The organism is Belliella calami (assembly GCF_022549695.1).
GTDB lineage: Bacteria > Bacteroidota > Bacteroidia > Cytophagales > Cyclobacteriaceae > Belliella > Belliella calami.
The window spans coordinates 376,660-402,460 of record NZ_JAKZGS010000001.1 but is presented as its reverse complement, the minus strand read 5'-3'; the positions used below and the strand labels follow the sequence as shown (position 1 = coordinate 402,460).

Below are 25,801 nucleotides of genomic sequence, written 5' to 3'. Positions count from 1 at the left end.
ATGAAAAGTATTGAATTGATATACAGCATGAAAACAAACCTAATTCTACTTTTCTGTATCAGCATCCTTTTCTCTTGCAATGTTGAAAAAGAAAAACAGCAAGAATATCTAAGAATGGTCGGAGATATTGAATTTGATCCAAAATTAGATGATCCTGAATTTAAACTTTGTTATAATGATAGCGCGGTTTTTCAATATTTCAGTTTTAGTTCCCTAGAGACTTTTGTGGGTGAGAAAGAGGCAATTGATGATTATTTTAAGGAGAAGTACAAACCGGTGGATATCAATGAATCTGGTTGGATAAGGATTCGGTTTATTGTCAATTGTAAAGGGGAAACAGGACGGTTTAGAATGATCGAATCAGATGAAGATTATAAGGAAAGACCTTTCAATAAAAAAATTTCAAGCCAACTCATGGCATTGACTAAATCTCTTGAAGGTTGGCAAGGTTTTGAAAATAAAGAGCATCCTTTAGATTACTATCAGTATTTGGTGTTCAAAATTAGTAATGGGGCAATAGAACAGATTCTTCCATGAAACAACTCCTTACATTTTCCCTTTTTATTTGCATGTTTTCTGGAGCAATGAGTCAGCAAAACTGCTATTGGTTTAAGCATAACGGAGACATGAAGAGATATGAGGCATGTCTTGCAACCGAAAAAGCTGCTGGGCATTATCAATTTACGAAAGAATTTCAGCAGGCTTTCGACAATGCAATAAAAATTGACCCGACATGGGGATATCCCTATCGTGCAAAATCTGTTTCCTACCTCAAGTCCGGAGATTTTATCAATTGGAAAAAATTGATGGACAAAGCGGTAGAATATGATACTTTGTCCTATTTGCCCTATCGTGCTGGTTGTAGATTTCAATTTTTCCGAGATTACAAAGGAGCGATTGAGGACTTGTTGCTATTGAAAAAAGTAACCAACAACGAAATGGGATATACACCGAATGGACAGTATCATCTAGATATTGTCTTGGCACTATGTTACAAAGCTACTGGACGGTCTGAGGAAGCCATAGAAGTGATTCTCGAGAGATTTAAGGACGATAGTTATGATATTGGAATCTTTGATTACATTCATCTGGGAGTTTTGTATTTGGAGAAAGGGAATTACAATAATGCAATAGAACTTTTCAAAAAGCAGGAAAAGTTTAATGATTTAGCCGAAAATAGGTTTTATAAAGCATTGGCTTACAAAGCACTTCGACAAAAGGAGAATTGTCTTCAAAATCTAAAAGCCGCTAAAGAGCTGTATCAAAACAACCTGAAAATACATGATCCCTATCAAGAACCCATGGATAAGATTTATTTGAGCACGATTGAGAGGGAACTTGGTGAGAAATAGGGTTTGTTAAACATGGTTTAATGTTTCACTCAGGGGTTAACCCACTCGCTTTAGGTGATGACTTTAGTTTAATATTTTTGTGTCCTTTGTGTATTCATAGTGTTTGTGGTTTAGTTTTTTACCACTAAGAGCACTAAGGTTTCACCAAGTCCACAAAGTGATGATTTTGTATGATTTTACTCTTCTTCTTCTATAGTCAGCTTCAGTCGAGGCATAATTCATCGGTTTTTAGCTTTTAGTTGTTTATTTGATTTGGTAGTTAGTCATTTTGATTTATACTTGCCAGAACTAACGCCGGGCGTCGTTTTGTATTGGAAAGGTCGCTGAAAGGAAATGGAATTACTACGATATCACCTTTTATAAATCCTTCCATGCTTCATCTTCTTCTTTTTTATCCCAGTCTTTTTTCAACGAACTTTCAGAAAGCAAATATTCGCCCATAGGTTCATTTAATTCGGACTCGAAAAGATTTTCTTCAAGCAACATGAGTAATTCTTTCTTTTCTGAAGAAGAAAGAGCTATTATGGATTTTTTTAATGAGTCGAAATTAACTCTTAGGATCACATCTTTTTCCATTTCTTGACTTTTCATTGAATACATAAATTTAGGAAAAATTATCAGATATTTAAGTTCAATAAAAAATCTCCAAAATTGTCGTAGAATAACCTAAAACTTGACAAAAATGATAATTCTTGATTTACTGTATTAAAAGGATACTAAACTGAAAGATGAAACAATGAATTTTCCAGTCTTTTTTCAACTGAACTCAATCCCCAATTTCCCTAGAATAGCTACAAAATAATCGGGAAGTGGTGCTTTGATTTCAATCAATTCCTGATTGATTGGATGTTTGAAATTAAGTTTCCAAGCATGGAGTAGGAGTTTGTGAGAGTCAAGTTTTTCCCTGAAAAACCTGTTTTGTCGAGTCTCTCCATGTGTACTGTCTCCAATGATATAGTGCCGGGCATGTGCCAGATGTCTTCTGATCTGATGCATTCTTCCTGTATGGGGATAGGCTTGCAATAGTGAGTAGCGGCTAGTTGGATAGCGTGGGGTGGAGGAGTAGGGGATCTCTGTTTCTGCCAACTTCCAGAATTCTGTCTTGCATTCTTGCAATTCTCCATCGAGGTCTTTTTTTAGTGGATGCTCGATGATCCAGTTTTCTTCCGCTGGAATCCCTCTCACCACAGTCAAATAGTGTTTTTCGATTTCAGAAGTGGGGAAAAGGGGTTGCAACAAAGCTGCAGCCTCTGGTGACTTGGAAAACAGTAAGACTCCGGAAGTAGGTCTATCGATTCTATGTAATGGATAGACCCACTGTCCGATTTGATCCCTGAGTAGTTGCATGGCAAACACAGGGATTTCGTCTTTTGCCAGTTTTGTCTTGTGGACCAATAGGCCTGTTGGCTTATTGATGGCGATGTAATGATCGTCTTCAAAAAGGATTTCTAGCAGCATTACTTAAGATATTGTGCCTGAACCTATACTTTCCTCACCTTGATACCAAGCTACAAATTGACCTGAAGCGACACCTTTTTGTGGAACATCAAATATCACATACAGTCCATTTTCTTTCATCAGCAATGTCGCTGGACTCAATGGTTGCCTGTATCGGATCCTAGCCAAGTATTTTGCAGATTCTCCTACTTTCAACTTCAAGTCTTCTCGGATCCAATGGATTTCCTTCGATTCGACAAACAAACCATTTCGAAGCAAGCCAGGATGTGTTTCACCCAATCCTGTGTAGATTATATTTTCCTTGGTATCTGTAGCAATGACAAAAAGCGGCTTGCCAGTTCCTCCAACTTGAAGTCCTTTCCTTTGTCCTACCGTAAAATAATGTGCACCATGATGCTCTCCAAGCTTTGTTCCTTGATCAGCAGTGTAATTCTCGGGAAGACAGATACCATTCAATGTTTCCAAATCTAAATCTTCTACTTGAATTCCAGCTGGAATTTTCTTTTTGTCATAGATTGATAACTCTTCGGGTACTACCAAGATATCACCTTTTTTAGGCTTGAGTTGTTGCTGGAGAAAATCAGGAAGCCTAACTTTTCCTATGAAACACAGCCCTTGACTATCTTTTTTGTCTGCCGTAATCAGATCTTGTTCTTTGGCGATTTTCCTTACATCAGGCTTTTGAAGATGGCCGATCGGGAAAAGGGCTTTTGCCAATTGTTCTTGACTAAGTTGGCAAAGGAAATAGCTTTGGTCTTTGTTTGGGTCGGCACCTGCGAGCAACTGATAGACTGGCTGCCCATTTACTGCTATTTCTCCTTTTTGGCAATAATGCCCTGTAGCGACAAAATCCGCTTTGAGCTTTTGTGCTGCTTTCAAAAAGATATCAAATTTGATTTCCCTATTACAAAGGATATCTGGATTAGGTGTTCTTCCAGCTTTGTATTCGGCAAACATATAATCTACGATTCTTTCCCGGTATTCTTCGCTTAGATCTATTGCTTGGAAGGGGATTCCAAGTTTTTCTGCCACTAGCATGGCATCTGTGCTATCTTCCATCCACGGACATTCATTGGAAATGGTGACGGATTCGTCATGCCAGTTTTTCATAAACATCCCGATGACTTCATACCCTTGTTCTTTCAATAAATATGCCGCTACAGAACTATCCACTCCGCCGGAAAGACCGACGACCACTCTTTTTCTTGTATTCATTTGTTTTCAATTTTCATGGATTCAAGGTCCATGAGGATTTCAATACTACAAAACAGTTTAAGCTGTTTATTAAGTTCACAAAGTTAAATTTTAAAAATGGTTATTGAGCTGTGTCAAATCAACAAAACATGATGTGCTAATCATTTCCACTTTTTTTATCCAACAATAAGTGTTGCATTTAAAAGAGCTCTCAGGTTTTTTATTCTTACTATTTATAGATATTAATAAGCAAGGAAGACCATTTTAAAGGTTTAAACCTGAGGATTCTTGCCTGCAAACTAAACAGAATTGAAAAATAATTACTTATCAAGCAATCGTAGAATAATGCAAGGATGGAGGATTTGGATGTGATAATTTACAACCATTGAATGATTGGTTGAATATTTTTTTTCAACATGGGTAATCCAATCATGGAAGTAGGTTCGTAAGTCCTTCCACAAACCAACAAACAAAAACTATTATGCGAAAAATTAATTTTACAAGAGGACTAAGAGTTTTCTCAATTTTGACAATGGGTGCAGTGATTTTTGGCTGTAACGACGATGAAAGAATGCCGGATATGGATGGGCCTGGAATGGCTCCTGAAGTAGAATTCACAGCTTTGATTTCTGATAACAGAATTGCAAAGTATGATGCTAGAGAATTGAATTCACCAATGGAAGTGATGAGCATCTCAGGACTGGAAAGTGGGGATAATATCATTAGCATTGATTTTAGACCTGCGACAGGCCAGCTTTATGCTTTGGGATCTTCCAGTAGACTGTATGTGATCAATGAAAATACAGGAGATGCTACAGTATTGGGAGAATCTTCTTTTTCACCTGCCATTATGGGAGAAAATGCTTCAATCGATTTTAACCCTACCGTGGATAGGATCAGATTGGTGACTGCTTCAGGACAAAATTTGAGACTTCATCCTGAACTTGGTACCGTAGTAGCTACAGATGGTAGTATCAATGGAGGTATGAACCCAATGATCGGTGCAGTCGCTTACACCAACAGTATGGCTGGAGCAAGTTCAACACAATTGTTTGATATAGATTTTTCCCAAAACAAATTATATCTACAGAATCCTCCAAATGATGGTGGTTTAGAAGAAATTGGTGATTTGGGAGTTGATTTTATGGGTATTGGTAATTTTGATATCATAGCTGACAATTCAGTAGCTCTAGCAGTGACTAGACATGAAGATGAATCAAAGTTGTATACTATCAATTTGACTAACGGGAGAGCGGATTGGGTAGGTTCATTCAATTTGCCAGTGATAGGATTGGCTTTCAAGACAAATCCTGTAGCGTATGCAGCTTCTGAAGACAACATGCTTTACAGATTTGATCCTACTAGTCCAGAGATGAATCCTGTTGCTTTTGATGGATTGATGACAGGAGAAACAGTTGTTGGATTGGATTTTAGACCAGCCAATGGTCAGTTATATGCAATCACTAGTGCTAGCAGAATCATGACTGTGAATACTGCTAACGGTCAATTGGCCGCTGTAGGTACTGCATTGACTCCTTTGTTGATGGGAACAAGCTTTGGATTTGATTTCAATCCTACGGTTGATAGAATTCGATTGGTAAGTAACACAGGACAAAACTTGAGATTACATCCAGATTTGGGAACTGTAGTAGCAGTAGATGGTAATTTGAATCCAGGTTCTCCAATGGTGAATGGAGCTGCTTATACCAACAACATTGCAAATGCAACTACAACAGTCCTATTTGTTTTGGATAGTGAAACGAATATGCTTTACAGACAAGATCCGCCAAATGATGGTGGTTTGGTAGCAATAGGAAGTTTAGGGATTGATTTTACTTCGGACAATGGATTCGATATAGGTGGAGATTCCAACACAGCCTATGCGCTATTGGAAGTAGGATCTACTACGAGTGTTTACTCTATTAACCTGACTTCTGGTGCTGCTACAAAAGTTTCAGACTTTAATGTCAATGCAACAGCAATGGCAGTAGGGTTAGGGTTCTAAGAATAAAATAAATATAAATTAAATTAAGCCGATTCTTTTTAAGAGTCGGCTTTTTCTTTTTACTGGCGATATCAGCTTTTTTTCTACTTCTCAAATTGCGAATTTTATTAAGACAAAATTTATCAACAACTCTTTACTGACAGAAATTAATTTTTTTGGTGGGATTTTATTTCTTCGAGAAATATAGTCTTTGATTTTATTTCAAAATGGATTAACTTCATTTTGCTAAAAGACACTGATTATAAGGATCATATGGATAAAGACAAGGTAATCGCCCAATGGACAAAAGGTTTGAGAATTCGCCATATTGCTCATAGTATTTCATTTTCTTACTATCACCGAATTGATCGAATAATAGGGTTATTGTCAACCCTTATTTCTGCCATGGTTGCCACGGCAATTTTTTCATCCTTTGCTCAGTCAGAAAGTCGCAATATAATTATCATAGCTGGAGCTGTCAGTGTACTTGCCACCCTGTTGTCAGCAGCTGCGGCATTTCTCAAATATGGTGAACTTGCAGAAAGGCATAACAATGCTGTAGCACAATTTGGGTCTTTGAGAAGGGAGTTGGAAACCATGGTGATGAATGAAACTATTCTCAATGACAACATGAAATTTCAGGAAATAAATACCAAATGGAGTGAATTGGAAAAAAGCTCTCCGGCAATACCTTCCAAAATTTACAGAAAAGCATCAGATAGAATAAGTCAATCAGGTCAAAACACCTAAATCTTATTGAATATGCGCATTAATTGGTTCACCCACATACCTGGAGTAAAAACAGACCTTTCTTTCCCATTCCATTTTTCTGTAGGGAAGTTGCAGCTACTTGATTTCGAATATTGGCAAAAGATGGATTGTACCTTTCCCACCCAGAAAAAGTCTTACGAAAAATCTCAACCTGTTTTTTTCTCTTCTTCCATAGAAGAATTTGATGATCTTGAAGCTGCTACAGCCCAAATTCAAAATATCAATAATCATTTATATTGGGCTTTTTTGTTAGGCTCAGGAGGTGCTTTACTACCAAATCCACAGATGTCTTGTACTTATATAGAATTTGAACATGGTATTTTTGATGGGTATAAAAAATTGATAGGCAGTTTTGAGAGGGAATGGATAGTATTTGGAGGATCATGGAAATTCAATTTTAGTGAAGAAGTTCTGCATAACATTAGTGTGGCTTTTGATTTACTTCTATCATCTAAAGGTTTTAAAGAAAACCACAGCATTATGCAGGGGTTGAGAACATTGCAATTCACTTCCAACCCTGAATTTTGCCTGAAAAAAGATAGACTCAGCTATTTCAATGGGTTTGTTTATTGCATGGCAGGATTGGAATCAATACTCGTTCCCTTGTTTGTAAGAAAAAAGTATGGCTTGACAATTACTGAGGCATTTGGAATGGCAGCTTCAGTAGTCCAGTCACAAAACTTCTCACAATCCAAACAATCGACTCGCTATTTCAGTGAAGTTTATAGGGTTCGAAGCAAAATGATCCATGGCGAAGCTTCGAGTGTCAATTACACGGAAAATGTCGAACAAGCCTTTCATGTGATCAGGAATTTGTATTGCAATACAATTGGAGTTCTGATTAAGCTAATCCATAATGGATATAAGATCGAAGATTTTCCCAATCTATTGCTAAAAGCTTGGGAAGAAGAAAGCATCTATGATGAATTTAAAAATCTCCTAAAATATAATTCATGATGGAAAATAGAACTTTTACTAGTTATTTCCCTTTGTGGGGGCTTGGATTTGAAAGTGAAGAGATCGGTTTAGTAGGTGGCATAGTGCTGGGTGGGAAACCTTACCAAGAGGAATGGCAAAATATTCTTAAAAGCGATGTGATGAAGGAGTATGCTGCCTATCAAAATGTTTCATTATGGGAAGTTGAACCTCAATTTTGCTTAACAACGACTTACAGACTTTCAGAAGGTCAGACGCTCTATGATGGCATTGGTTTGTACGAAGATGAAATTTACAATCAAATTCGAGACGCACTTTTAGCGCTTAGGCTTTTCAAAAAGGGTTGGATATTCGATCCTTACCTTGTAGAATATTCCTATATGGATAGCAGTAGTTTCATTGAGAGATTTTCTGGACCTTACCGTCAGATTTTCATTGCAGGCTTTGATAATAGTTTCCCCGAGTTTTATAAGCTTCATCCGAATGATCTAGCATATTCTGTAAATGGAAATGGACCACTTCAGAGTATTTTCAATCTTATTTCACAATACAGGAAAAGTGGAGGTAATCAATCAGTGGAAATTGCAATTGAGAATTTTGAACTTTCTTATGCACTTCCCGGAAATGTTTCTTGGGAGCAAAAAATAGCCTTCCTTTTCATCTCTATGGATGCAATGTTAGGTGGAATGAGCTTACAATTTAGTAAAGGGAAATACTATTTGCGGGAAACAAAAATGGAATTGTTTTTCAGAGAAAGAATCCAAAAAGTACTTGTTCTTTGTGATTACCCTGAAGCAGAGAACGAATCAAAATGGGTTGATTCTTTACGTAAACTAAGAAACTCAATTGCTCATGGAAGCCGCTCTGACCTCGAAGAGGAAGCAAAAGGGGAATTTGATAGGTTTCAGGATGTGGTAAGGAGTATATTAAAACATTACATATCTTTTGCCTTGAGGCACAAAACTTTAAAACATCAAATTGCCAAAATTCTGAAAGTAGAACCTACAATTAGTCTAACAGAAATGTATAACAAAGCACTAGAGGTTTCCTGTTTAGATGACAAGATCCCCGATGGCCTATGGCATGATGCATAAAAAAAATCGAATCGGTTAGATTACTAATGAAATGAGTAATCTGCCTAAATATTTATAAAATGAAATCGATTTCAAAAATATATAATAGTTTTAGCATTATTTAATTTATGATAAGATTCTAAATGTTACTTATGTAGAGCCCAAAATAAGACTTTTGAGATTTTATATAGAAATTTCTTTTTGGTTTACCATCTTAATCAAGAATAAGTGATGTTTTTAAGGTTTGATTCTTTTTTATAAATTTTAAGATTAATTAGTCAAAATATTATGATATCGATTGCATAAATGAAATTTTTTTATCAGGTTTGAAGTAATGTTAAATAATTATGATCTTTTGTCGTGATCAGCGTTATGTTTTCAACCGAATAACCCAAAATGATACGTTTTTTCCATTTCTTAAAATTGCTTCTGCTTTTGATGTTAAGCCAAGTGAACTTATCATTTGGAGAAATAAGACTGCCTTTTTTGATCAGTGAGGGGATGGTTTTGCAAAGAGATTCAGAGCTGAAAGTATGGGGTTGGGCAGATCCAAATGAAGAAATCCAAATCGTGTTTAATGGTCAAAAAATAAGTGGTAAATCAGATGCTGACGGGAATTGGTCGATTTTATTGCCACCAATGAAAGCAGGTGGGCCACACCTGATGGGAATCTCTTCGGGGAATAGTCAAATTGAGATCAAGAATATCTTAATCGGCGACATATGGCTTTGCTCGGGTCAGTCTAATATGGAAACTACCATGGAGCGTGTAGAGCCTATGTTTCCAGAAGAATTTTTGAGTTTTGGAAATTCCAATATAAGATACTTTGATGCGCCTGATGATTATACTTTCACAGAAGTAAAAGATGATTTGAAAGGAGGGAAATGGCTTGAATTGAATGAAGATAATATAAGGTCATTTGCAGCAGTAGCCTATTTTTTTGCAAAGAATCTCAACCAAAAATATGATGTTCCCATAGGTATGGTCAATGCCAGTGTAGGAGGTTCACCGATTCAATCATGGCTTAGAGAAGAAGATTTAAAGGAATTTCCTAAAGACTATCAAGAAGCACTTCATTTTCAAACTCCCGGGGTGATTGAGGAAATAGAAAGAACTGACAAAGAAAAAATAGATTTCTGGAGAAATGAGTTGAAATCTAAAGATTTAGGTCTTTCAGATAAGAATCTACCATGGTTTTCAAATGATTTTGAGCCGAATGATTGGCAAGAAATGCAAGATGTAGATTTTTGGCCTTTGGAAGGCAATAGGCCAGTAAATGGTGTTTTTTGGTTTCGAAAAGTAATAAATATTGATTTTGACCCTTCTGATGCTTCGGAGATTAAGCTTTTACTTGGGACTTTGGTGGACAGTGATCAAGCATACATCAATGGCCAACTTGTAGGAAGTACTGGATATAGATATCCTCCAAGAAGGTATAATGTGCCAAAAGGAGTGTTGAAAAAAGGGAAGAACATTTTGGTAATCAGAATAGTCAGCGAGAATGGTAGAGGTGGATTTATCCAAGAAAAACCATATCAGCTTCAGATAGGAAATGAAAACTTTGATTTGAGTAAAGATTGGCACTATCAAGTAGGTGCCAAAATGGAAAGAGCACCAAGCCAAACTTCCATAAGATTCAAACCGATGGGATTGTACAACGCAATGATAGCTCCTTTACATAAAGTTAATTTCAAAGGGATTCTATGGTATCAAGGGGAGTCAAATGCTGGGCAAGCAAAAGATTACGAAAAGCAGTTGACATCTTTGATCAAAGGTTGGAGGAAAGAATGGGAAAATCCAGATCTTCCATTCATTTTTGTTCAATTGCCAAACTTTATGGAGGTGGCAGAACAGCCGCAAGAAAGTGATTGGGCAGAAATGAGAGAAGTACAAAGAAAAACCTTGTCAATCCCAAATACAGGTATGGCCATCACCATAGATGTTGGAGAAGCCAATGATATTCATCCTTTGGATAAGAAAACAGTAGGAGATAGACTTGCGCTTCAGGCATATAAATTGGTGTATGGATCGAAGCAGGGCCCTTTTTCAGGCCCCTTAGTAGAACAAGTGATAGAAAAGGAAGATAAACTTTATATAAGTTTTACAGAAGTTGGATCTGGACTCAAAACCAAAAATTCGCAAAAATTGGAAGGATTCGCATTGGCGGGAGAGGATGGTGAATTTTATTGGGTAGATGCTTTGATAGAAAATGATATGGTAGTCATTGAATTTGATCAATCCAAAAAACCTGCTACACTCAGGTATGCCTGGGCAAATAATCCTGATAAAGCTAATCTCCTAAATTCAATTGATTTACCTGCATCTCCTTTCGAATTGAAAATCAATTGATTGTATTTTTTTTGTAGTTGATTAGAATATTTTTCTTGTTCACCCTTTCCTAATCAGCAGGCTTCAATAGCATTAAATTTCAACTCAGATTTATTTGATTTTTCCTTACTTGAATTTTTGTCAAAGCTGAAGCAATCATCTATTGTGTTTTAGTTTAGTGAATATCAGCTTAATTGCTAGTAGCCATACAAATGAATATGTTCGTAAATTGATTCAATTTTAATAACCGACCAAAAAACGCTAGGAACTTCACCACAGATGGACTTGTGTCGCTTAAATAACGATTATTCATACAAACAAAATCTTTTTGCTAGATGATTATTCTTGTAAACAGTATATTATTCTGTGTTAAGTGTTGGTGTGTTAGGTAATATACTTTCAGCCTACAATCCTCACAAATTATAAATCGGAAAGAATATGTCCTAACAAATTATGTGAAAAAAAATACAGGATTTTTTTATTGTAAAATACTGATAATCAAGTAGTTCATTTAAGCGAAATGGCTAAAAAATGGATTTTTTAATAAAAACCCGCTCTAATGGCTACAAAAGCCATTTTTAGTGATTTTTTGAGGTTTTGATAAACGCAATAACAATTTTAATTCATTGAAAATCAAATAGTTAAAACTTCATAGGGAAATTCTTTTTATTCTAGATACTTTATATATTTGATTAATTCAAAATTACCAAAAACCCAAAATAAAATGATACAGTTAAATAGACAATTCTTTTGTTTGCCAGACCTATTTGAAATAAGGTCTCAACATCTTTTAAAGGTGCTTTTTGAGGGCAATTTATTTACTCCTTTACCGATATTTTCACAGAAGATTTGAAAGCTGTAGCTCTCTAAGCCAAATGTATGTTTGATTTTATTGAATAGAATCAAAATATATCCAACAATTCATATGGCTAAAGAAGAAAGCTAATCAGTGCATGAATCTGAAAGTCTTCGATTGGCAAATAACAATTTCGAAAAATATTCAATAGCAAACCATAACCCAAAATAGATAAAATGAACCAGTTTCAATTAAATACAAGCTAGCGGAGGATTTTGCAGGATAAAGTATTCTGCTTTTGTTACCTCCAAATCCAAATGGCAGGATGGCAAATCAAAAACCTTTCAAACCTTAATAAGAAATAAAAAAAGATATATGGAAATAAATTTACTAAGGCGATTCTTTTTCGAGATAAGGAACGTTAAGTATATCCTAATGATGCAATTGCTCTTTGCAATCACGCTTCAGGGATATGCGCAGGAAAATAGGACTGGAGAATTTTCGAATCAATTGAAAGCGATTTCCTCGGCTACTTTTAGTGATCGAGGACAGGATTTAATAAAGACTAAGAATGTAAACATTGAATCGGATACATTAGGCCTCTTCAATTCAACAATAGATAAAAACTCTGAAAATGTAATACAGGAATTAGCAGCCGGAAATAACTTCCAGTATAATATAAATGTGACAGAAAGAAATTCTACAGAAAGAAAATTGGACTCAAAAACGGATGTTCCTTTTGAACAAGTCACAGGAGTTGTAACTGATGCAAAAGATGGTTTACCAATACCCGGTGTTACAGTATTGATCAAAGGAACTACTCGAGGAGTTGCTACAGATTTGGATGGGAAATTTTCCCTCAACGCAGAGCCAGGAGAAGTTTTGGTTTTCAGTTTTATTGGATATAAGTCTTCTGAGATTGCTGTAAGTGCAAGTAGATCCAACTACAGCGTAAGCTTGAGTGAAGATGAAAATACACTTGACGAAGTTGTAATAATTGGATATGGCGAACAAAGGAAAGAGACTTTGATAGGTGCTGTATCACAGACGAATAGCGAAGTTTTGCAGAGAACAGGCGGAGTATCGAATTTGGGTGCTGCCATGACTGGTAATCTTCCAGGGTTGATTACCTCAGCAGGTTCTGGTATGCCAGGAGATGAAAATCCTCAGATTTTTATTAGGGGTCAAAACAGTTGGAATGGTAATTCCCCACTTATTCTAGTAGATGGAGTTGAAAGACCTGAATTTTTTAATCAAATGGACGTCGGGTCAGTGGAGTCTATTTCTGTATTGAAAGATGCATCAGCTACTGCTGTATTTGGATCACGAGGCGCCAACGGTGTAATCATCGTAACTACAAAAAGAGGAAAAGAAGGTAGGGCCGAAATCAGTGCAAGAGTAAATGCCACGGTGAAATCACCCTCGAAACTTCCAGGTAAAATGGATGCTTATGATGCTATAGGTGTGAGAAATCTTGCCATTGAAAGGGAGTTATCTACGAGTCCACAAGCTTGGTCTCAAATTATTCCTCAAGAGATTCGAGAAAAATACAGGAATCCTGCAAACCTTGAAGAATCAGAGCGCTATCCAAATATAGATTGGCAAGAGTATCTTTTTAAAGATTATGCCATGGCATACAACGCAAACGTTTCGATTACTGGTGGTACAAAAGTAACCAAATATTTTGGGAGTATTGATTTCCAAAACGAAGGAGATCTATTTAGGCAAGTAGAAAATGAGCGTGGTTATCAGCCAGGTTACAACTACAACAGGTTGAACTTTAGAAACAATCTTGACTTTCAACTTACATCAACTACAAATCTTAAAGTAGATCTTAGTGGAATCTATGGTGTGAGAAAGACCCCTTGGCAAGGAGGAAACGATGCTGGTTTTTGGAGAGCTGCTTACCGAAATCCACCTGATGCATTTATGCCAAGATATTCCAATGGTCTTTGGGGATATTTTCCACTTGATGAATTTGGGACAATAAATTCAGGTAGGCAATTGGCTATTGGAGGAGTTGAAAATATTACAACGGCAAGTCTTTCCACCAATTTGGTGTTGGAACAGGATTTAGGGATGATCCTGAAAGGGTTGAGGTTTCGAGGTACCATGGCAGTTGACAATACATTTAGAGAAGTACAGCGTGGTGTAAATGATTTGTTCAATGGTACTGAAGAGATGTGGATAGATCCTGTGACCGGAAGGGTAAATTACAAGAACAACTTTGATAATAGTAATTTTGACTTTTTTCAACCAATAGCATGGACTACCCAAGGTGGAAATGTGGAAGGTGCGCAAAGGAGACTATTTTATCAAATGCAGCTAAACTATGCCGGTAGTATTGGAAATAACCATAATTACTCATTGATGGGACTATTCAGTAGGCAGCAAGATGCTATTGGAAACATGATTCCAAGTTATCGTGAAGATTGGGTGTTTAGGGCTACATACGATTACAAAAGAAAATATTTGGTAGAATATAATGGGGCTTATAATGGCTCCGAGAAGTTTGGTGTTGATTACAGATTTGCATTTTTCTCTTCAGGGGGTATTGGATGGGTGCTTTCAGAGGAAGGGTTTCTACGCGACATATCTGCCTTAGATTTCTTGAAAGTAACAGCTTCCTATGGTCAGGTTGGAGATGATAACATCGGTAGTAGGTTTCTTTATATGAATCAATGGGTGTATGGAAATAGTTCAAGATTATCCACAGTTGGTTGGCAAGGGGATTTTAGTCCATATACCTGGTATCGAGAAGATGTAATTGGAAACCCAAATGTAAGGTGGGAAACCGTCTATAAATACAATTTCAAAACAGAGTTTAGTATCCTTGATGGTTTGATTGATGGAAGTATTGACATATTCAAGGATGATAGGGTGGATATTTTGATGTCAAATGATCGTTCGATCCCAAGTTATTATGGAGCAAATGCCCCTGCAGCAAATTTAGGTAGGGTTACTACCACTGGATATGAAATTGAGTTAGGTCTCAATAAGATCTTAAGTAATGGAGTGAGACTTTGGGCCGATTTTGCAATTACTCGTGCTGTAGATGTGGTAATTAACAGAGATGATCCTGAGTTTTTGATAGACTATCAGAAGCAGGCAGGCTATCAGTTGGGACAGTACCGATCACACATAGACCAGGGTTATTATAACAATTGGGATGAGTTGTACGGGAGTACACCCCACAACACCAATAATGGTGGCAAAATACCTGGAGGATATCAAATAATAGATTTTAATGGAGATGGGGTAATTGATGCCTTCGATTCTGCGCCAGTAGGTTACTCTGGAGTTCCTCAAAATACCTTCAATACAAATGTTGGAATAGAGTATAAAGGCTTTAGTTTCTTTATGCAATTTTTTGGAGTGAACAATGTGTCTAGAGATGTACCCTTTACCAACCTAGCAGGCCAGAGAAACTTAGTTTATGATGAAGGAACTTATTGGTCAATAGATAATCCAAATGCTGATACACCATTGCCAGTTTGGCTCACACCTGTATCATATTATTATGGTACAAGGTACTTGTATGATGGTTCGTATTTGAGATTAAAGAATGCAGAAGTTGCCTATAGTTTTAGACCAGAGCAAGTCAAAAAACTTGGTGTTGGTGGTCTTAGGGTGTTCCTAAACGGTAATAATTTACTTGTATGGAGTAAAATGCCTGATGATAGAGAATCAAACTTTGGGACTGGGTCTTCTGGTGATGGAGCTTATCCAATGATGAGAAGAATAAATTTAGGGTTGAATATGACATTCTAATTAAGAGTTTAAAAATGAAAATCATAAGAAATTATATCAGTAAATTAAAAATAGTGCTCGTGTTCGGTACTTTGATGATAGGTACATCATGCGAAGATTATTTGGATAGAACGCCAGAGTCAGTGATCTCCGAAGAAATTGCCTTTGTCAATTTTGAGAATTTTCAAGGGTTCACGGAAGAACTATATCAATGTATTCCAAATTTCACAACGAATTATTGGACTACAACTTGGAATTGGGGTGAAGATGAAATTGTATGTGCAGCAGGGAATTTCCATGTTTCATTCATGTTTGACAGAGGGAATTTTTGGGGATGGCAAGCAGAGCACAGTGGTCATGGTGGTCAGTCAAGTTGGCTTGACAAAAATCAGACTCACACAGGAAATAATCCACATCAGAAAGGATTATGGCCTTTAGCATGGTATGGTATAAGAAAAGCAAACCTTGGATTGGAAAATCTTAGTAGGATGACTGATGCTACTGAAGAAGAAAGACAGCTTATTGAGGGACAGTTACTTTTCTTCAGAGGTTGGTTTCATTTTATGTTGATCCAGTATGTTGGAGGATTACCATATATTGATCGTGTACTACCTGGGGACGAGGTATTGAGAGAAGCAAGGCTTTCTTATCACGAAAGTGCGGAAAAAGCGGCACAAGATTTTAGAAGAGCTGCAGATTTGCTTCCAATCAATTGGGATAATACGGTAGCGGGTAGAAGAACTTTAGGAAGAAATGAACTTAGAGTCAATAAGATTATGGCCTTGGCTTATTTGGGCAAAAACTTATTATGGGCAGGAAGCCCTCTAATGAACTTCGAGTCAACTGGGAATAGAACATATAATGCAGATTTCTGCCGGAGATCTGCTGAAGCATTTGGAGAGTTATTGTCTTTAGTAGAGGGGGGTTCTACTCAATATGCTTTGATGCCTTTTGATAGATGGCATGGCAATTTTTATACCACAGGTCAAAACTGGGCACTTTCTGGTGGAACAGAAGCTATATTTAGATCTTTGTATTGGATGGGGGATGCATCTAACTTTAACATCACAAAGCAATTTTTCCCAAGTATCATAGTCGATGGTGATCCTACTAAAACTGTCCCAACAGCAAATTATGTCAACAAAAACTTTGGAATGGCTAATGGAAACCCACTTCCAGATGATATTTCAAGAGCAGATGCAGAGTCATCTTATGATCCATCTTTTCCATTCAAGGACAGAGATCCTAGATTTTATAGCAGCATAGTCTTCGATGGGATGCAAGTAGTACAAGGTTCCATGCCTCCTAACCAAGAAGGTAATAGACGTGCCAACTTGTTTACAAATGGAAGCTACAGAGGTGAGGTCTCTGCGAGCCCTACAGGTTATTTGAACAGGAAATTTGTGCCATTGACCGCAAATACATATGATAATGCTTTTGCATTTGGTGCTACTCTTCACCTAAATGTGCCTTACATGAGATTGGCTGACATCTACTTGATGTATGCGGAAGCGGTATTGATGGGGAGCAATTCTGTCACTGGTAGTTCTTCCAACTTTAGCAAAAGTGCTCTTGAAGCAGTAAATGTAATCAGAGAAAGAGCTGGTATGCCTGGAGTATTGGAGAAGTTCCAATCCTCAGTACCTGTGTTTTTGGAAGAATTGAGGAGAGAACGGGCCGTTGAGTTAGCATTCGAAAGACATCGGTTCAATGATCTGAGGAGATGGTTACTTCTTACAGAAAGACCATACAATATCAAAACATCATTGGAATTCAATAGGGCCCCTGATAGTGATCTAACTGGTGATCCTACATTGAGCAGGGTTGTAAACCTACGTGAGGTGGTTATTTTGGAAAGACCTCTAAACGATAGACATTATTGGTTGCCTTTAAAAGTATCTGATGTGACACTATATCCTGAGTTTTCACAAAATCCAGGTTGGTGATTTTTCTTTTGATAAACCAAAAAAACGATTAAGATGAATAGATATATAAAATTAGGTTGGTTCACTTGCATGTTTGCCATATTTATCCCCATGGCACTCTACGGGCAAGAATCTACCACCATCAAGTTGGATGTGACTGTCAGGAATGAAAATGGAGTTGCCGTAACTGGGGCATTTGTTGGATCAGAATTGGAGGATGTGTTGGCTACGACAGATAGCTTGGGTGTGTTTAGTTTGGATGTGGTTCCAAATACCCTTTTGATTATAAGAGCAGAAGGCTATTCTGATAAAGCAGTTAGGGCAACAGCAAATTTGTCGGAGCTTTATTTGGAATCTGACTTTGTTGGAAATGCAGTTCAAGTAGCTTACAGGTCAATTTCTCGTGAAAATCTCATGGGTGGGATTAGTTTTGTTGATGTCCCTGAGTTGATAGAAAATAATTATTTTACTTATTCATTATCAAATATGGATGGGTTTGTTCCTGGTTTTCATGGCAACTTGTGGGGAAATGATGAATACCTAGTTCTAGTAGATGGTGTTCCAAGAGATCCTGGAAGTGTCATGCCTCTAGAAATCGATCAGATTTCTTTCCTAAAGGGGGTTTCCGCAGTAGCTTTATATGGTAGTAGAGCGGCAAAAGGAGTTGTGTTGATCACTACAAAGAGAGGTTATGCAGGTAAGCAGACTATTAATGTAAGAGCAAATACGGGGGTGAATGTACCAAGCAGAATTCCCAATTATTTAGGATCTGCAGAATACATGACATTGTATAATGAAGCCAGGACGAATGATGGTTTGAATCCATTATATGACCAAGAGACCATATTTAGACATGCTTCCGGAGAGAATCCATACAGGTATCCAAATACCAACTTCTATTCTCCAGAGTACTTGCAAGAAGCATATAGCAGGCATGATGCTACTATGGAGATTTCAGGTGGTAATGATAGGGCTAGGTACTATTCAAATTTGGGCTTTTGGTCTGAAGGCTCTCTTTTGGACTTTGGACAGGCATCCCAAAATAGAAATGAAAGATTGAATGTCCGTGGAAATGTGGATGTGAATATTACCAATAAAATTTCCGCTTTTGTGGATGCTGCAGTAGTATTTTACAATGGTAGAGGTGTCAATGCTAATTTTTGGGATGGAGCTGCCAATATTAGGCCGCATAGGTTTACACCTTTGATTCCAGTGAGCATGATAGAACCGGACGACCAGACTTCCATGAATTTTGTGAGAAACAGTGAGCACTTGATTGATGGTATGTTCTTACTTGGTGGAACTCAACTTGATCAAACCAATCCGATAGCGGGTATATATGCCGGTGGATCGAGTCAATTTACAAGCAGGCAATACCAATTCAATACAGGTGTTAATGCAGATCTTGGGAATGTTTTGGAAGGTTTGTCATTCAATTCAAGGTTTGGGTTGGATTACAACACATCCTATAATTTGTCATTCAATAATAACTACGCTGTTTATCAACCTTCATGGAATAGCTATTCGGGGGAAGATTTAATCTCAAGTTTGACTAGATACGGCCAAGATGCAAGTACTCGGACTCAGAATATTACTGATAACTGGTTTCAGCAAACACTGTCTTTTTCTGCTCAACTCAATTATTTCAATACATTTAAAAGGGATCATCAGGTTTCTGCAATGTTGATTGCTGGCGGTTTTCAAACAGCTACTTCTGGACTTTATCACAGAATAAGCAATGCAAATCTAGGTTTGCATTTGGGATATGAATACAAAAATAAATACTTGGTGGATTTTAGTGGCGCTGTAATCCACTCAGCAAGGCTACCTGAAAATAATAGACAGGCATTTTCACCTACTCTTACATTAGGATGGAAAATGAATAAAGAAGGATTTATGGAAGGAGCCACCTTCATTGATAATCTAATGTTTTCTGTATCAGGAGGGATTATCCACACAGACCTTGATATAGCGGAATATTATATGTATCAACAATCTTTTACTCAACAAGGTGAAGGGACTATTTTCTATACTTGGAAGGATGGTTTGAATAATAATACCACAATATCTAGAAGGGGGTCAAATCCAAATATGGCTTTTCCGAGAAGAGAAGAAATAAATTTTGGAGTAGATGCATCTTTTTTGAACAACAAGATAGGGTTAACAGGTTCTTACTTCTTGAGCGAAATGACTGGGTTACTGGTTCAAAGAAATGATATTTATCCAAGCCATTTCAATGTGTTTTGGCCACATTCCTCCTTTATTCCTTTTGAAAATTACAACAGTGATAGACGTTCAGGTTTTGATTTCAGCTTGAATTATAGACCAAAAATCGGAGCTGTTAATTTTGATTTGGGATTTGTGGGGACTTATTACAAAACACAAGCAGTTCAAAGAGGTGAATTTTGGCAAGATTCCTATCAAAATAGAGCAGGAAATCCAATCGATGCAATCTGGGGATTACAAAATGCGGGCTTCTTCGGCAATATGAACGAGGTGGAATCCATGCCTGAGCAGATTTTCGGAGAGGTTCAGCAAGGTGATATAAGATACGTAGATCAAAATGGAGATGGAAGGGTGACGCCTCAAGATGAAGTATTTCTTGGTAGAGGAGGATGGTTTGGTTCTCCTTTGACATTGGGAATCAACCTCACTGCAAAATGGAATAATTTCACCTTCTTTGCCTTAGGAGTAGCTAGAACTGGTGCCTTTGCGATGAGAAATAACTCATATTTTTGGATTTCTGGAGAAGATAAGTATTCCGAAGTAGTCAGAGACAGATGGACAGAAGCTACAGCGACTTCGGCTACATTCCCAAGGTTGACCACGTTGAATGGGGCAAACAATTTCAGGAATTCAGATTTTTGGCTTTACAGCACTGACAGGTTTGATTTGGCAAGACTTCAGATTTCTTACCAGATTCCTACAGAAAAATTCTTTGGAGGAAATTTTATTAAAGGTATGGGGGTGTATGTCAATGGTGCCAATCTTCTAACAATTTCACCAAACAAGGAAATTCTTGAATTAAATATTGGTTCAGCGCCGCAGACCAGATTCTTCAACTTAGGTGTTTCAGCTCAATTTTAATTACTACAAAAATCGAAGAGATGAAAAATATTACTAAAATACTATTGATACTGATGGTTTTGGTTCAGGGATGTGATGATCTATTCGAACCTGCAATACAAAATAACAGAGAGCTTGAGAGTGGGTTTGATGAACCGAGATTTGCCCAGGGGCTTCTCATCTATGGCTATGCAAGAATACCTACCAACAACTGGGTGTTTAGCGACATGGCTACAGACAATGCTGTAAGTAATGATGAAAGTAATACCTTTTTTACTTTAGCATCTGGGCAGTGGGCACCAGATAATAACCCATTAAATCAATGGGACAATGCATATGCAGGTATTCAGTATATGAATTTGATGCTCGAAAATGTAGATAGTGTAAGCTTCACAGTAGAATCTCCAGCTATTGACATTTTGTTTGCCGATAGAATAAAAGGAGAAGCCTATGCTCTAAGGGCTATGTTTATGTATTACTTACTACAAGCGCACGGAGGTGTCTCAAATGGAGAATTGCTTGGTGGTCAGATTTTTTTGGAATCTCTTGACCAAAATTCAGAATTCAATGTGCCACGTGCCACCTTTGAGGAATGCATGCAGCAGCTATACAGTGATATTGATAATGCTTTGGAATTATTGCCTAACGATTACGAAGATATAGCTAGTGATAACCTTGTTCCGCAAAAGTACCTCGCCCGAGGAGTAAATAGGAATGATTATAATCGAGTATTTGGAGAGGATGCTAGACAATTGATTTCAGGTAGGATTACCAAATCAATTAGAGCTCAAGCTGCATTGATGGCAGCCAGTCCCGCATTTAGTCAAGGGAATTCTACTACATGGGCTGATGCAGCTAATTTTGCAGCCGAAGTTATTGATTTGAAAGGAGGAGTTGCTGGCTTATCTCCAACTGGTGTTACTTGGTATTCAAATGTTTCTGAGATCAGTAATATCGGAGGAGGGGTGAATCCTCCAGAAGTAATGTGGAGAAATTCTATAGGTGATCCTTCAACTGGCTTGGAGGCCTCTCATTTTCCACCAACACAATTTGGAAACGGGTTGTTAAATCCAACTCAGAATTTGGTAGATGCATTCCCAGCTTCGAATGGCTACCCAATCAATCACCCTTCAAGCAATTTTGATCCTCAAAACCCTTATGCAAATAGAGACCCAAGGTTGAATCATTTTATAGTTTACAATGGAAGTACCGCTGGTCCAAATAACCAAGTCATCAATACAACTGCTGATCCACTGAGTGCAGGTGGTACCAATGATGGAATCAATCGTGTGGAAGTTTCTACTAGAACCGGTTACTACATGAAAAAACTTCTCCGTCAAGATGTAAACCTTAATCCGAATTCTGTAAATGGCCAACTGCACGTAAAGCCTAGGATAAGATATACAGAAATCTATTTGATCTATGCTGAAGCAGCTAATGAAGCATGGGGTCCCAATGGAACTGGCCCCAATGGATACTCAGCTTATGATATCATCAGAGCGATTAGACAAAGAGCCGGTATCGGTCAAGCAAACGGAGATGCATATCTCGAATCTGTAAGAAATGATACAGATGCTATGCGGGAATTGATCAGAAATGAAAGAAGACTTGAACTTTGTTTTGAGGGCTTTAGATTTTGGGATTTGAGAAGATGGAATCTTAGCCTCACAGAACCAGCTAGAGGAGTTCGTATTCAGAGCGGAAATTTCCAAAATATAAATGTACAAAACAGGGTTTTTGCAAACCACATGACTTACGGACCAATCCCATTGAGTGAGGTTTTGAAATTTAGTGCATTGAGCCAAAATACAGGTTGGTAAAAATGATAAAATGAATATGGATTTTCAAAGATATAGAAATATGAAAAAATTATTATTAATGTTAGTTGTTGCCCCGTTGGTGATGCTTTCCTGTGTGAATCAGGATTGGGAGTTTCCTGATTTTGATTATCAAACTGTTTATTTCTCTCACCAATATCCAGTTAGGACGATTACTTTGGGAGAAGATATTTTTGATACTTCACTAGACAATGAATGGAAGTTCAAAATTATGGCAACTACTGGAGGAGTATATAACAACAGAAACAATATCACCTTGGATATTGAAGTGGATCCGACGCTGGTAGAAAATCTTGCCTTCTCAGATGGTGGTGATGATGTCATGATCTTGCCATCTGAATATTACCAACTTTCGGAAAACACCATCACCATACCTAGAGGAGAAATCATTGGTGGAGTTGAGATTCAGCTTACAGGTGCTTTTTTTGCTGATCCAAATGCAATCAAAAACACCTATGTCGTTCCCTTAAGGATTAGAAATGTCACAAATGCAGATTCAGTTCTGGTAGGTATTCCCATTGTGGATAATCCTAACCCTCATGTCATTGGTGACTGGGATGTTACTCCAAAGGATTTTGTTCTTTATGCAGTCAAATATATCAATGAATACCACGGTATCTATTTGCGTAGAGGGGTTGATCAATTTACTGGAAAGACTGGTTTTGAAGGGCTTACCGGAAATCAGATCAGAAGAGAACAGTTTGTAGAGCATGACGAGCTAAAAGATCTCAGCACTAGATCACTATCTGAAATTGACTTCCCATTAGTTTACCAAGATCAAACTGGCAATAACATCACCTCTAACTTGCTATTAACATTCAACAACCAAGGAGAATGTACAGTGACTTCAGCCACAGAGGGAGTTACAGTGACTGGTCAAGGTAGATTTGTCAAAGATGGCGAAAAGAAAAGCTGGGGAAATCAGGATAGGGATGCCATATACTTACAGTACGAAGTCGATTTACCACAAATGCGCGTGATCGCTACAGATACACTTGTCCTTAGGAATAGAGGTGTTAGCATAGAGACTTTTAGTCCTGTTATCAAATGATCACCTTAAATTAAAGAAAAATGAAAAATAATGTTTTATACATATTCTTAGCAGCAGGTTTAATGTTTACCTCTTGTGCAGACTTTGATCCTTTAGAGTTCAATGTGGAAAAACCTGAAAGTATTATCCTTCAGGAAGAATTGGATAGTTATGAAGCGCTAAAGAGTTATTTGGATTCTACAAACAATCCAAACTATAAACTTGGAGCTTCAATGCCTATGGAAAATTTTGCCAATAGAGGCTTAATGTATAGGTTGGTTAATAGGAATTTTAATGAGTTCACCCCAACTAATGGTATGACTCACAGCAGCATTGCTCAAAACAATGGAACATATAATTTGACAGGTGTAATGAACCTTCTTAGCGTTGCTAGTGAATCAAATGTTGAGATTGTTAGCCCTTCGTTAATCTGGCACCAAAACCAAAATGCTTCTTTACTAAATGGAGCACTATCCCCCTTAATTGTAAATTCACCAGCATTCGCGAATGAATTGAATGTACAAGAACTCGGAAGTGGAAATTTAGAACAATGGGAGTTTAGTGCAGGAACCACTATCGAACCTAATCAGGGAATGGGAGGAAACTCACCTGCCGTAAGCGTAGTTTCGTCAGGTAGTGTATCTTCTCCTTCAAATGTAAGGTTTTCTTCCCCAGATATTCCAATCGAACAAGGTAAGGTTTATGAATTTATCGCCTATATAAAATCTGATGTTCCTGGTGAAGGAAGGATAACTTTCGATGGTTTGACAAACAATGAACCAGAAATCGATTGGTTTTCATCAGGGGAAATAGCACAAACTTTTGAGACAAATTTGTCATGGAAGGAAATCAGATTCAGAATAAGCGATTTTCAAAATGACTCATTTAGTTTTCAATTTGAGTTGGGCTATCAGGAAGGTGTGAACTATTTCATTGACATCAATAATTTATACATTTATGATATTGCTGGTGAACCCATTATCAATAATCTGATATCTGATGGAAAGTTTGAGTCTGGAATCGCTTGGGGAGGTTGGGGAAATAACTCAACACGGGGACTTACAGAAGATGGACAAGGCGTAGGAAATGAAGGCAGAGCATTTTTTGTTACTAACCCTTCTGTTACTGGAGGTTTTTGGGAAGTTCAGACTATTTATGAACTTGCTGAACCAGCTGAAATGGGAGAAACTTATAATTTAAGCTTTTGGGTGAAGGGAACAGAAGAGGGGGTCATCAGACCTGAACTTCAAAGTCCAGATTTTTCTTCAAATGGTTTTGGACAAGTTTTCGTGACAACCAACTGGTCCTTAGTCACTGTCTCTACTACAATATCTGCTGCTGATAGGAATAGATTCATTATCAGTTATGGAGAATTTGCAGGAACAGTTTATATTGATGATGTAGTTTTGGCAAGTGCTAGTCTTTCTGGTGGCTCCACCACCATTGTTGATAGAACTCCTCAAGAAAAATCCGCAATCACCTATGGTCAGTTTGAAAATTGGGTATCTCAATTTGTCGGCGAAACAAGAGACTTTGTCAATACTAGGTATGTCATCAATGAACCTCTTGATAACAACAATCCCAATGAATTAAGATCTGGAGAAGGCCGAACTCTCGGAGCAAATGAATTCTATTGGCAGGACTATCTTGGAAAGGATTATGCAGTAATGGCTTTCCAGTTAGCCAGAGAATATGGAAACAGCAATGACCTTTTGTTTATCAATGAAAGTGGTATGGAGTCCAATCTGGAAAAGTGTAGAGCACTTATTGAGTATGTTTCCTACATAGAAAGCCAAAATGCTCAAGTTGATGGAATCGGGGCAAATTTGCAACTTGACTTAAATTCTAACTTGGGTAATGTAGAAAGTATGCTAAGGCTTTTAGCTGCATCTGGGAAGAAAATCAAAATTTCAGGTTTGGAAGTTAGGTTGAATGTCAGTAACCCTGCTCAGGTTGTTTTAGATGCTCAAGCAGATATGTTCAAGTCAGTTATTGAGCTTTATAATCAAATAATCCCCGCATCTCAACAATACGGCATTACTTTGACTAACCCTGTGGATTCAGACAATACCTTGAGACAAGGTCTTTGGAATACAAATCTAGTCAGAAAACCCGCTTATGTTGGTGTTACTGAGGGGCTAGAAAACTAAATTATTTAAAACAGAGAGGATTGGATTTTTGTCTCATATCCTCTCTGTTTTTTTAATCCCCACTGTCTCTTTTGTCTAGGTATTGATTGAAACACAGAAAAACACCTTCAAATTCAAGTTCTCAAGATTCCCACTGTAAAATCATAAAAA

Annotated in this window: 16 protein-coding genes; 13 read left to right on the top strand and 3 right to left on the bottom strand. The window is 37.4% G+C overall.

From position 1 onward, the window contains the following. Positions 1-537 carry a hypothetical protein gene (locus tag MM236_RS01590; protein WP_241273175.1) on the top strand — a complete coding sequence of 179 codons (537 nt, stop codon included), beginning with the start codon at positions 1-3 and terminating at the stop codon, positions 535-537. Next, positions 534-1,352 (top strand): tetratricopeptide repeat protein, encoded by an 819-nt coding sequence (locus MM236_RS01585; RefSeq protein ID WP_241273174.1) that lies wholly within the window; start codon positions 534-536, stop codon positions 1,350-1,352. The genes MM236_RS01590 and MM236_RS01585 overlap by 4 nt, the downstream gene beginning before the upstream one ends. A gap of 357 nt (positions 1,353-1,709) precedes the next feature. Here MM236_RS01585 and MM236_RS01580 read toward each other — a convergent pair whose 3' ends face one another. From MM236_RS01580 to mnmA, 3 genes are all read right to left on the bottom strand, one after another. Continuing rightward, a complete protein-coding gene (locus MM236_RS01580) occupies positions 1,710-1,943 on the bottom strand; it encodes a hypothetical protein (RefSeq protein ID WP_241273173.1) in 234 nt (77 codons plus the stop codon). 165 nt (positions 1,944-2,108) lie between these two features. After that, positions 2,109-2,810 carry a pseudouridine synthase gene (locus MM236_RS01575; RefSeq protein ID WP_241273172.1) on the bottom strand — a complete coding sequence of 234 codons (702 nt, stop codon included), beginning with the start codon at positions 2,808-2,810 and terminating at the stop codon, positions 2,109-2,111. 3 nt (positions 2,811-2,813) lie between these two features. Further along, positions 2,814-4,025: a tRNA 2-thiouridine(34) synthase MnmA gene (mnmA, locus tag MM236_RS01570; protein WP_241273171.1), complete on the bottom strand. Its 1,212-nt coding sequence runs from the start codon at positions 4,023-4,025 to the stop codon at positions 2,814-2,816. A 460-nt stretch (positions 4,026-4,485) separates the two neighbouring features. On the opposite strand from mnmA, the gene MM236_RS01565 reads away from it, so the two are divergent. The 11 genes from MM236_RS01565 (at position 4,486) to MM236_RS01515 (ending at position 25,651) form a co-directional block, all read left to right on the top strand. After that, complete coding sequence (locus MM236_RS01565) at positions 4,486-6,009, top strand: DUF4394 domain-containing protein (RefSeq protein ID WP_241273170.1); 1,524 nt, start codon at positions 4,486-4,488, stop codon at positions 6,007-6,009. Positions 6,010-6,261: 252 nt separating this feature from the next. Continuing rightward, on the top strand, positions 6,262-6,738 hold the full coding sequence (locus MM236_RS01560; protein WP_241273169.1) for an SLATT domain-containing protein: 477 nt from the start codon (positions 6,262-6,264) through the stop codon (positions 6,736-6,738). Between the two features lie 12 nt (positions 6,739-6,750). Then, positions 6,751-7,716, top strand: coding sequence for a hypothetical protein (locus MM236_RS01555; RefSeq protein ID WP_241273168.1), 966 nt, complete (start codon positions 6,751-6,753; stop codon positions 7,714-7,716). Beyond that, positions 7,713-8,789, top strand: a complete 1,077-nt coding sequence (locus MM236_RS01550) for a hypothetical protein (protein WP_241273167.1) — start codon at positions 7,713-7,715, stop codon at positions 8,787-8,789. Before MM236_RS01555 ends, MM236_RS01550 begins: the two co-directional genes overlap by 4 nt. Positions 8,790-9,164: 375 nt before the next feature. Next, a complete protein-coding gene (locus MM236_RS01545) occupies positions 9,165-11,117 on the top strand; it encodes a sialate O-acetylesterase (RefSeq protein ID WP_241273166.1) in 1,953 nt (650 codons plus the stop codon). A 1,210-nt stretch (positions 11,118-12,327) separates the two neighbouring features. Next, the gene (locus MM236_RS01540; protein WP_241273165.1) at positions 12,328-15,663 is read left to right on the top strand and encodes a SusC/RagA family TonB-linked outer membrane protein; all 3,336 of its coding nucleotides are present in this window, start codon (positions 12,328-12,330) and stop codon (positions 15,661-15,663) included. A 14-nt stretch (positions 15,664-15,677) separates the two neighbouring features. Continuing rightward, complete coding sequence (locus MM236_RS01535; protein WP_241273164.1) at positions 15,678-17,588, top strand: RagB/SusD family nutrient uptake outer membrane protein; 1,911 nt, start codon at positions 15,678-15,680, stop codon at positions 17,586-17,588. A 33-nt stretch (positions 17,589-17,621) separates the two neighbouring features. Further along, entirely contained in the window at positions 17,622-20,654 is a 3,033-nt protein-coding gene (locus MM236_RS01530; protein WP_241273163.1) for a SusC/RagA family TonB-linked outer membrane protein, read from the top strand. 20 nt (positions 20,655-20,674) lie between these two features. Next, positions 20,675-22,453 carry a RagB/SusD family nutrient uptake outer membrane protein gene (locus MM236_RS01525; protein ID WP_241273162.1) on the top strand — a complete coding sequence of 593 codons (1,779 nt, stop codon included), beginning with the start codon at positions 20,675-20,677 and terminating at the stop codon, positions 22,451-22,453. Positions 22,454-22,493: 40 nt separating this feature from the next. Continuing rightward, complete coding sequence (locus MM236_RS01520; protein ID WP_241273161.1) at positions 22,494-23,522, top strand: DUF5627 domain-containing protein; 1,029 nt, start codon at positions 22,494-22,496, stop codon at positions 23,520-23,522. A gap of 20 nt (positions 23,523-23,542) precedes the next feature. Then, positions 23,543-25,651, top strand: a complete 2,109-nt coding sequence (locus tag MM236_RS01515) for an endo-1,4-beta-xylanase (protein ID WP_241273160.1) — start codon at positions 23,543-23,545, stop codon at positions 25,649-25,651. Positions 25,652-25,801 lie beyond the last annotated feature (150 nt).

What these genes read in the sequence shown, in the direction of transcription:
- MM236_RS01590 (WP_241273175.1), top strand. Translation starts at nt 1, where the DNA reads ATGAAAAGTATTGAATTGATATACAGCATGAAAACAAACCTAATTCTA.
- MM236_RS01540 (WP_241273165.1), top strand. Translation starts at nt 12,328, where the DNA reads ATGATGCAATTGCTCTTTGCAATCACGCTTCAGGGATATGCGCAGGAA.
- MM236_RS01545 (WP_241273166.1), top strand. Translation starts at nt 9,165, where the DNA reads ATGATACGTTTTTTCCATTTCTTAAAATTGCTTCTGCTTTTGATGTTA.
- MM236_RS01585 (WP_241273174.1), top strand. Translation starts at nt 534, where the DNA reads ATGAAACAACTCCTTACATTTTCCCTTTTTATTTGCATGTTTTCTGGA.
- MM236_RS01525 (WP_241273162.1), top strand. Translation starts at nt 20,675, where the DNA reads ATGAAAAATATTACTAAAATACTATTGATACTGATGGTTTTGGTTCAG.
- MM236_RS01565 (WP_241273170.1), top strand. Translation starts at nt 4,486, where the DNA reads ATGCGAAAAATTAATTTTACAAGAGGACTAAGAGTTTTCTCAATTTTG.
- MM236_RS01555 (WP_241273168.1), top strand. Translation starts at nt 6,751, where the DNA reads ATGCGCATTAATTGGTTCACCCACATACCTGGAGTAAAAACAGACCTT.
- MM236_RS01520 (WP_241273161.1), top strand. Translation starts at nt 22,494, where the DNA reads ATGAAAAAATTATTATTAATGTTAGTTGTTGCCCCGTTGGTGATGCTT.
- MM236_RS01515 (WP_241273160.1), top strand. Translation starts at nt 23,543, where the DNA reads ATGAAAAATAATGTTTTATACATATTCTTAGCAGCAGGTTTAATGTTT.
- MM236_RS01530 (WP_241273163.1), top strand. Translation starts at nt 17,622, where the DNA reads ATGAATAGATATATAAAATTAGGTTGGTTCACTTGCATGTTTGCCATA.
- mnmA (WP_241273171.1), bottom strand. Translation starts at nt 4,025, where the DNA reads ATGAATACAAGAAAAAGAGTGGTCGTCGGTCTTTCCGGCGGAGTGGAT.
- MM236_RS01550 (WP_241273167.1), top strand. Translation starts at nt 7,713, where the DNA reads ATGATGGAAAATAGAACTTTTACTAGTTATTTCCCTTTGTGGGGGCTT.
- MM236_RS01560 (WP_241273169.1), top strand. Translation starts at nt 6,262, where the DNA reads ATGGATAAAGACAAGGTAATCGCCCAATGGACAAAAGGTTTGAGAATT.
- MM236_RS01535 (WP_241273164.1), top strand. Translation starts at nt 15,678, where the DNA reads ATGAAAATCATAAGAAATTATATCAGTAAATTAAAAATAGTGCTCGTG.
- MM236_RS01580 (WP_241273173.1), bottom strand. Translation starts at nt 1,943, where the DNA reads ATGAAAAGTCAAGAAATGGAAAAAGATGTGATCCTAAGAGTTAATTTC.
- MM236_RS01575 (WP_241273172.1), bottom strand. Translation starts at nt 2,810, where the DNA reads ATGCTGCTAGAAATCCTTTTTGAAGACGATCATTACATCGCCATCAAT.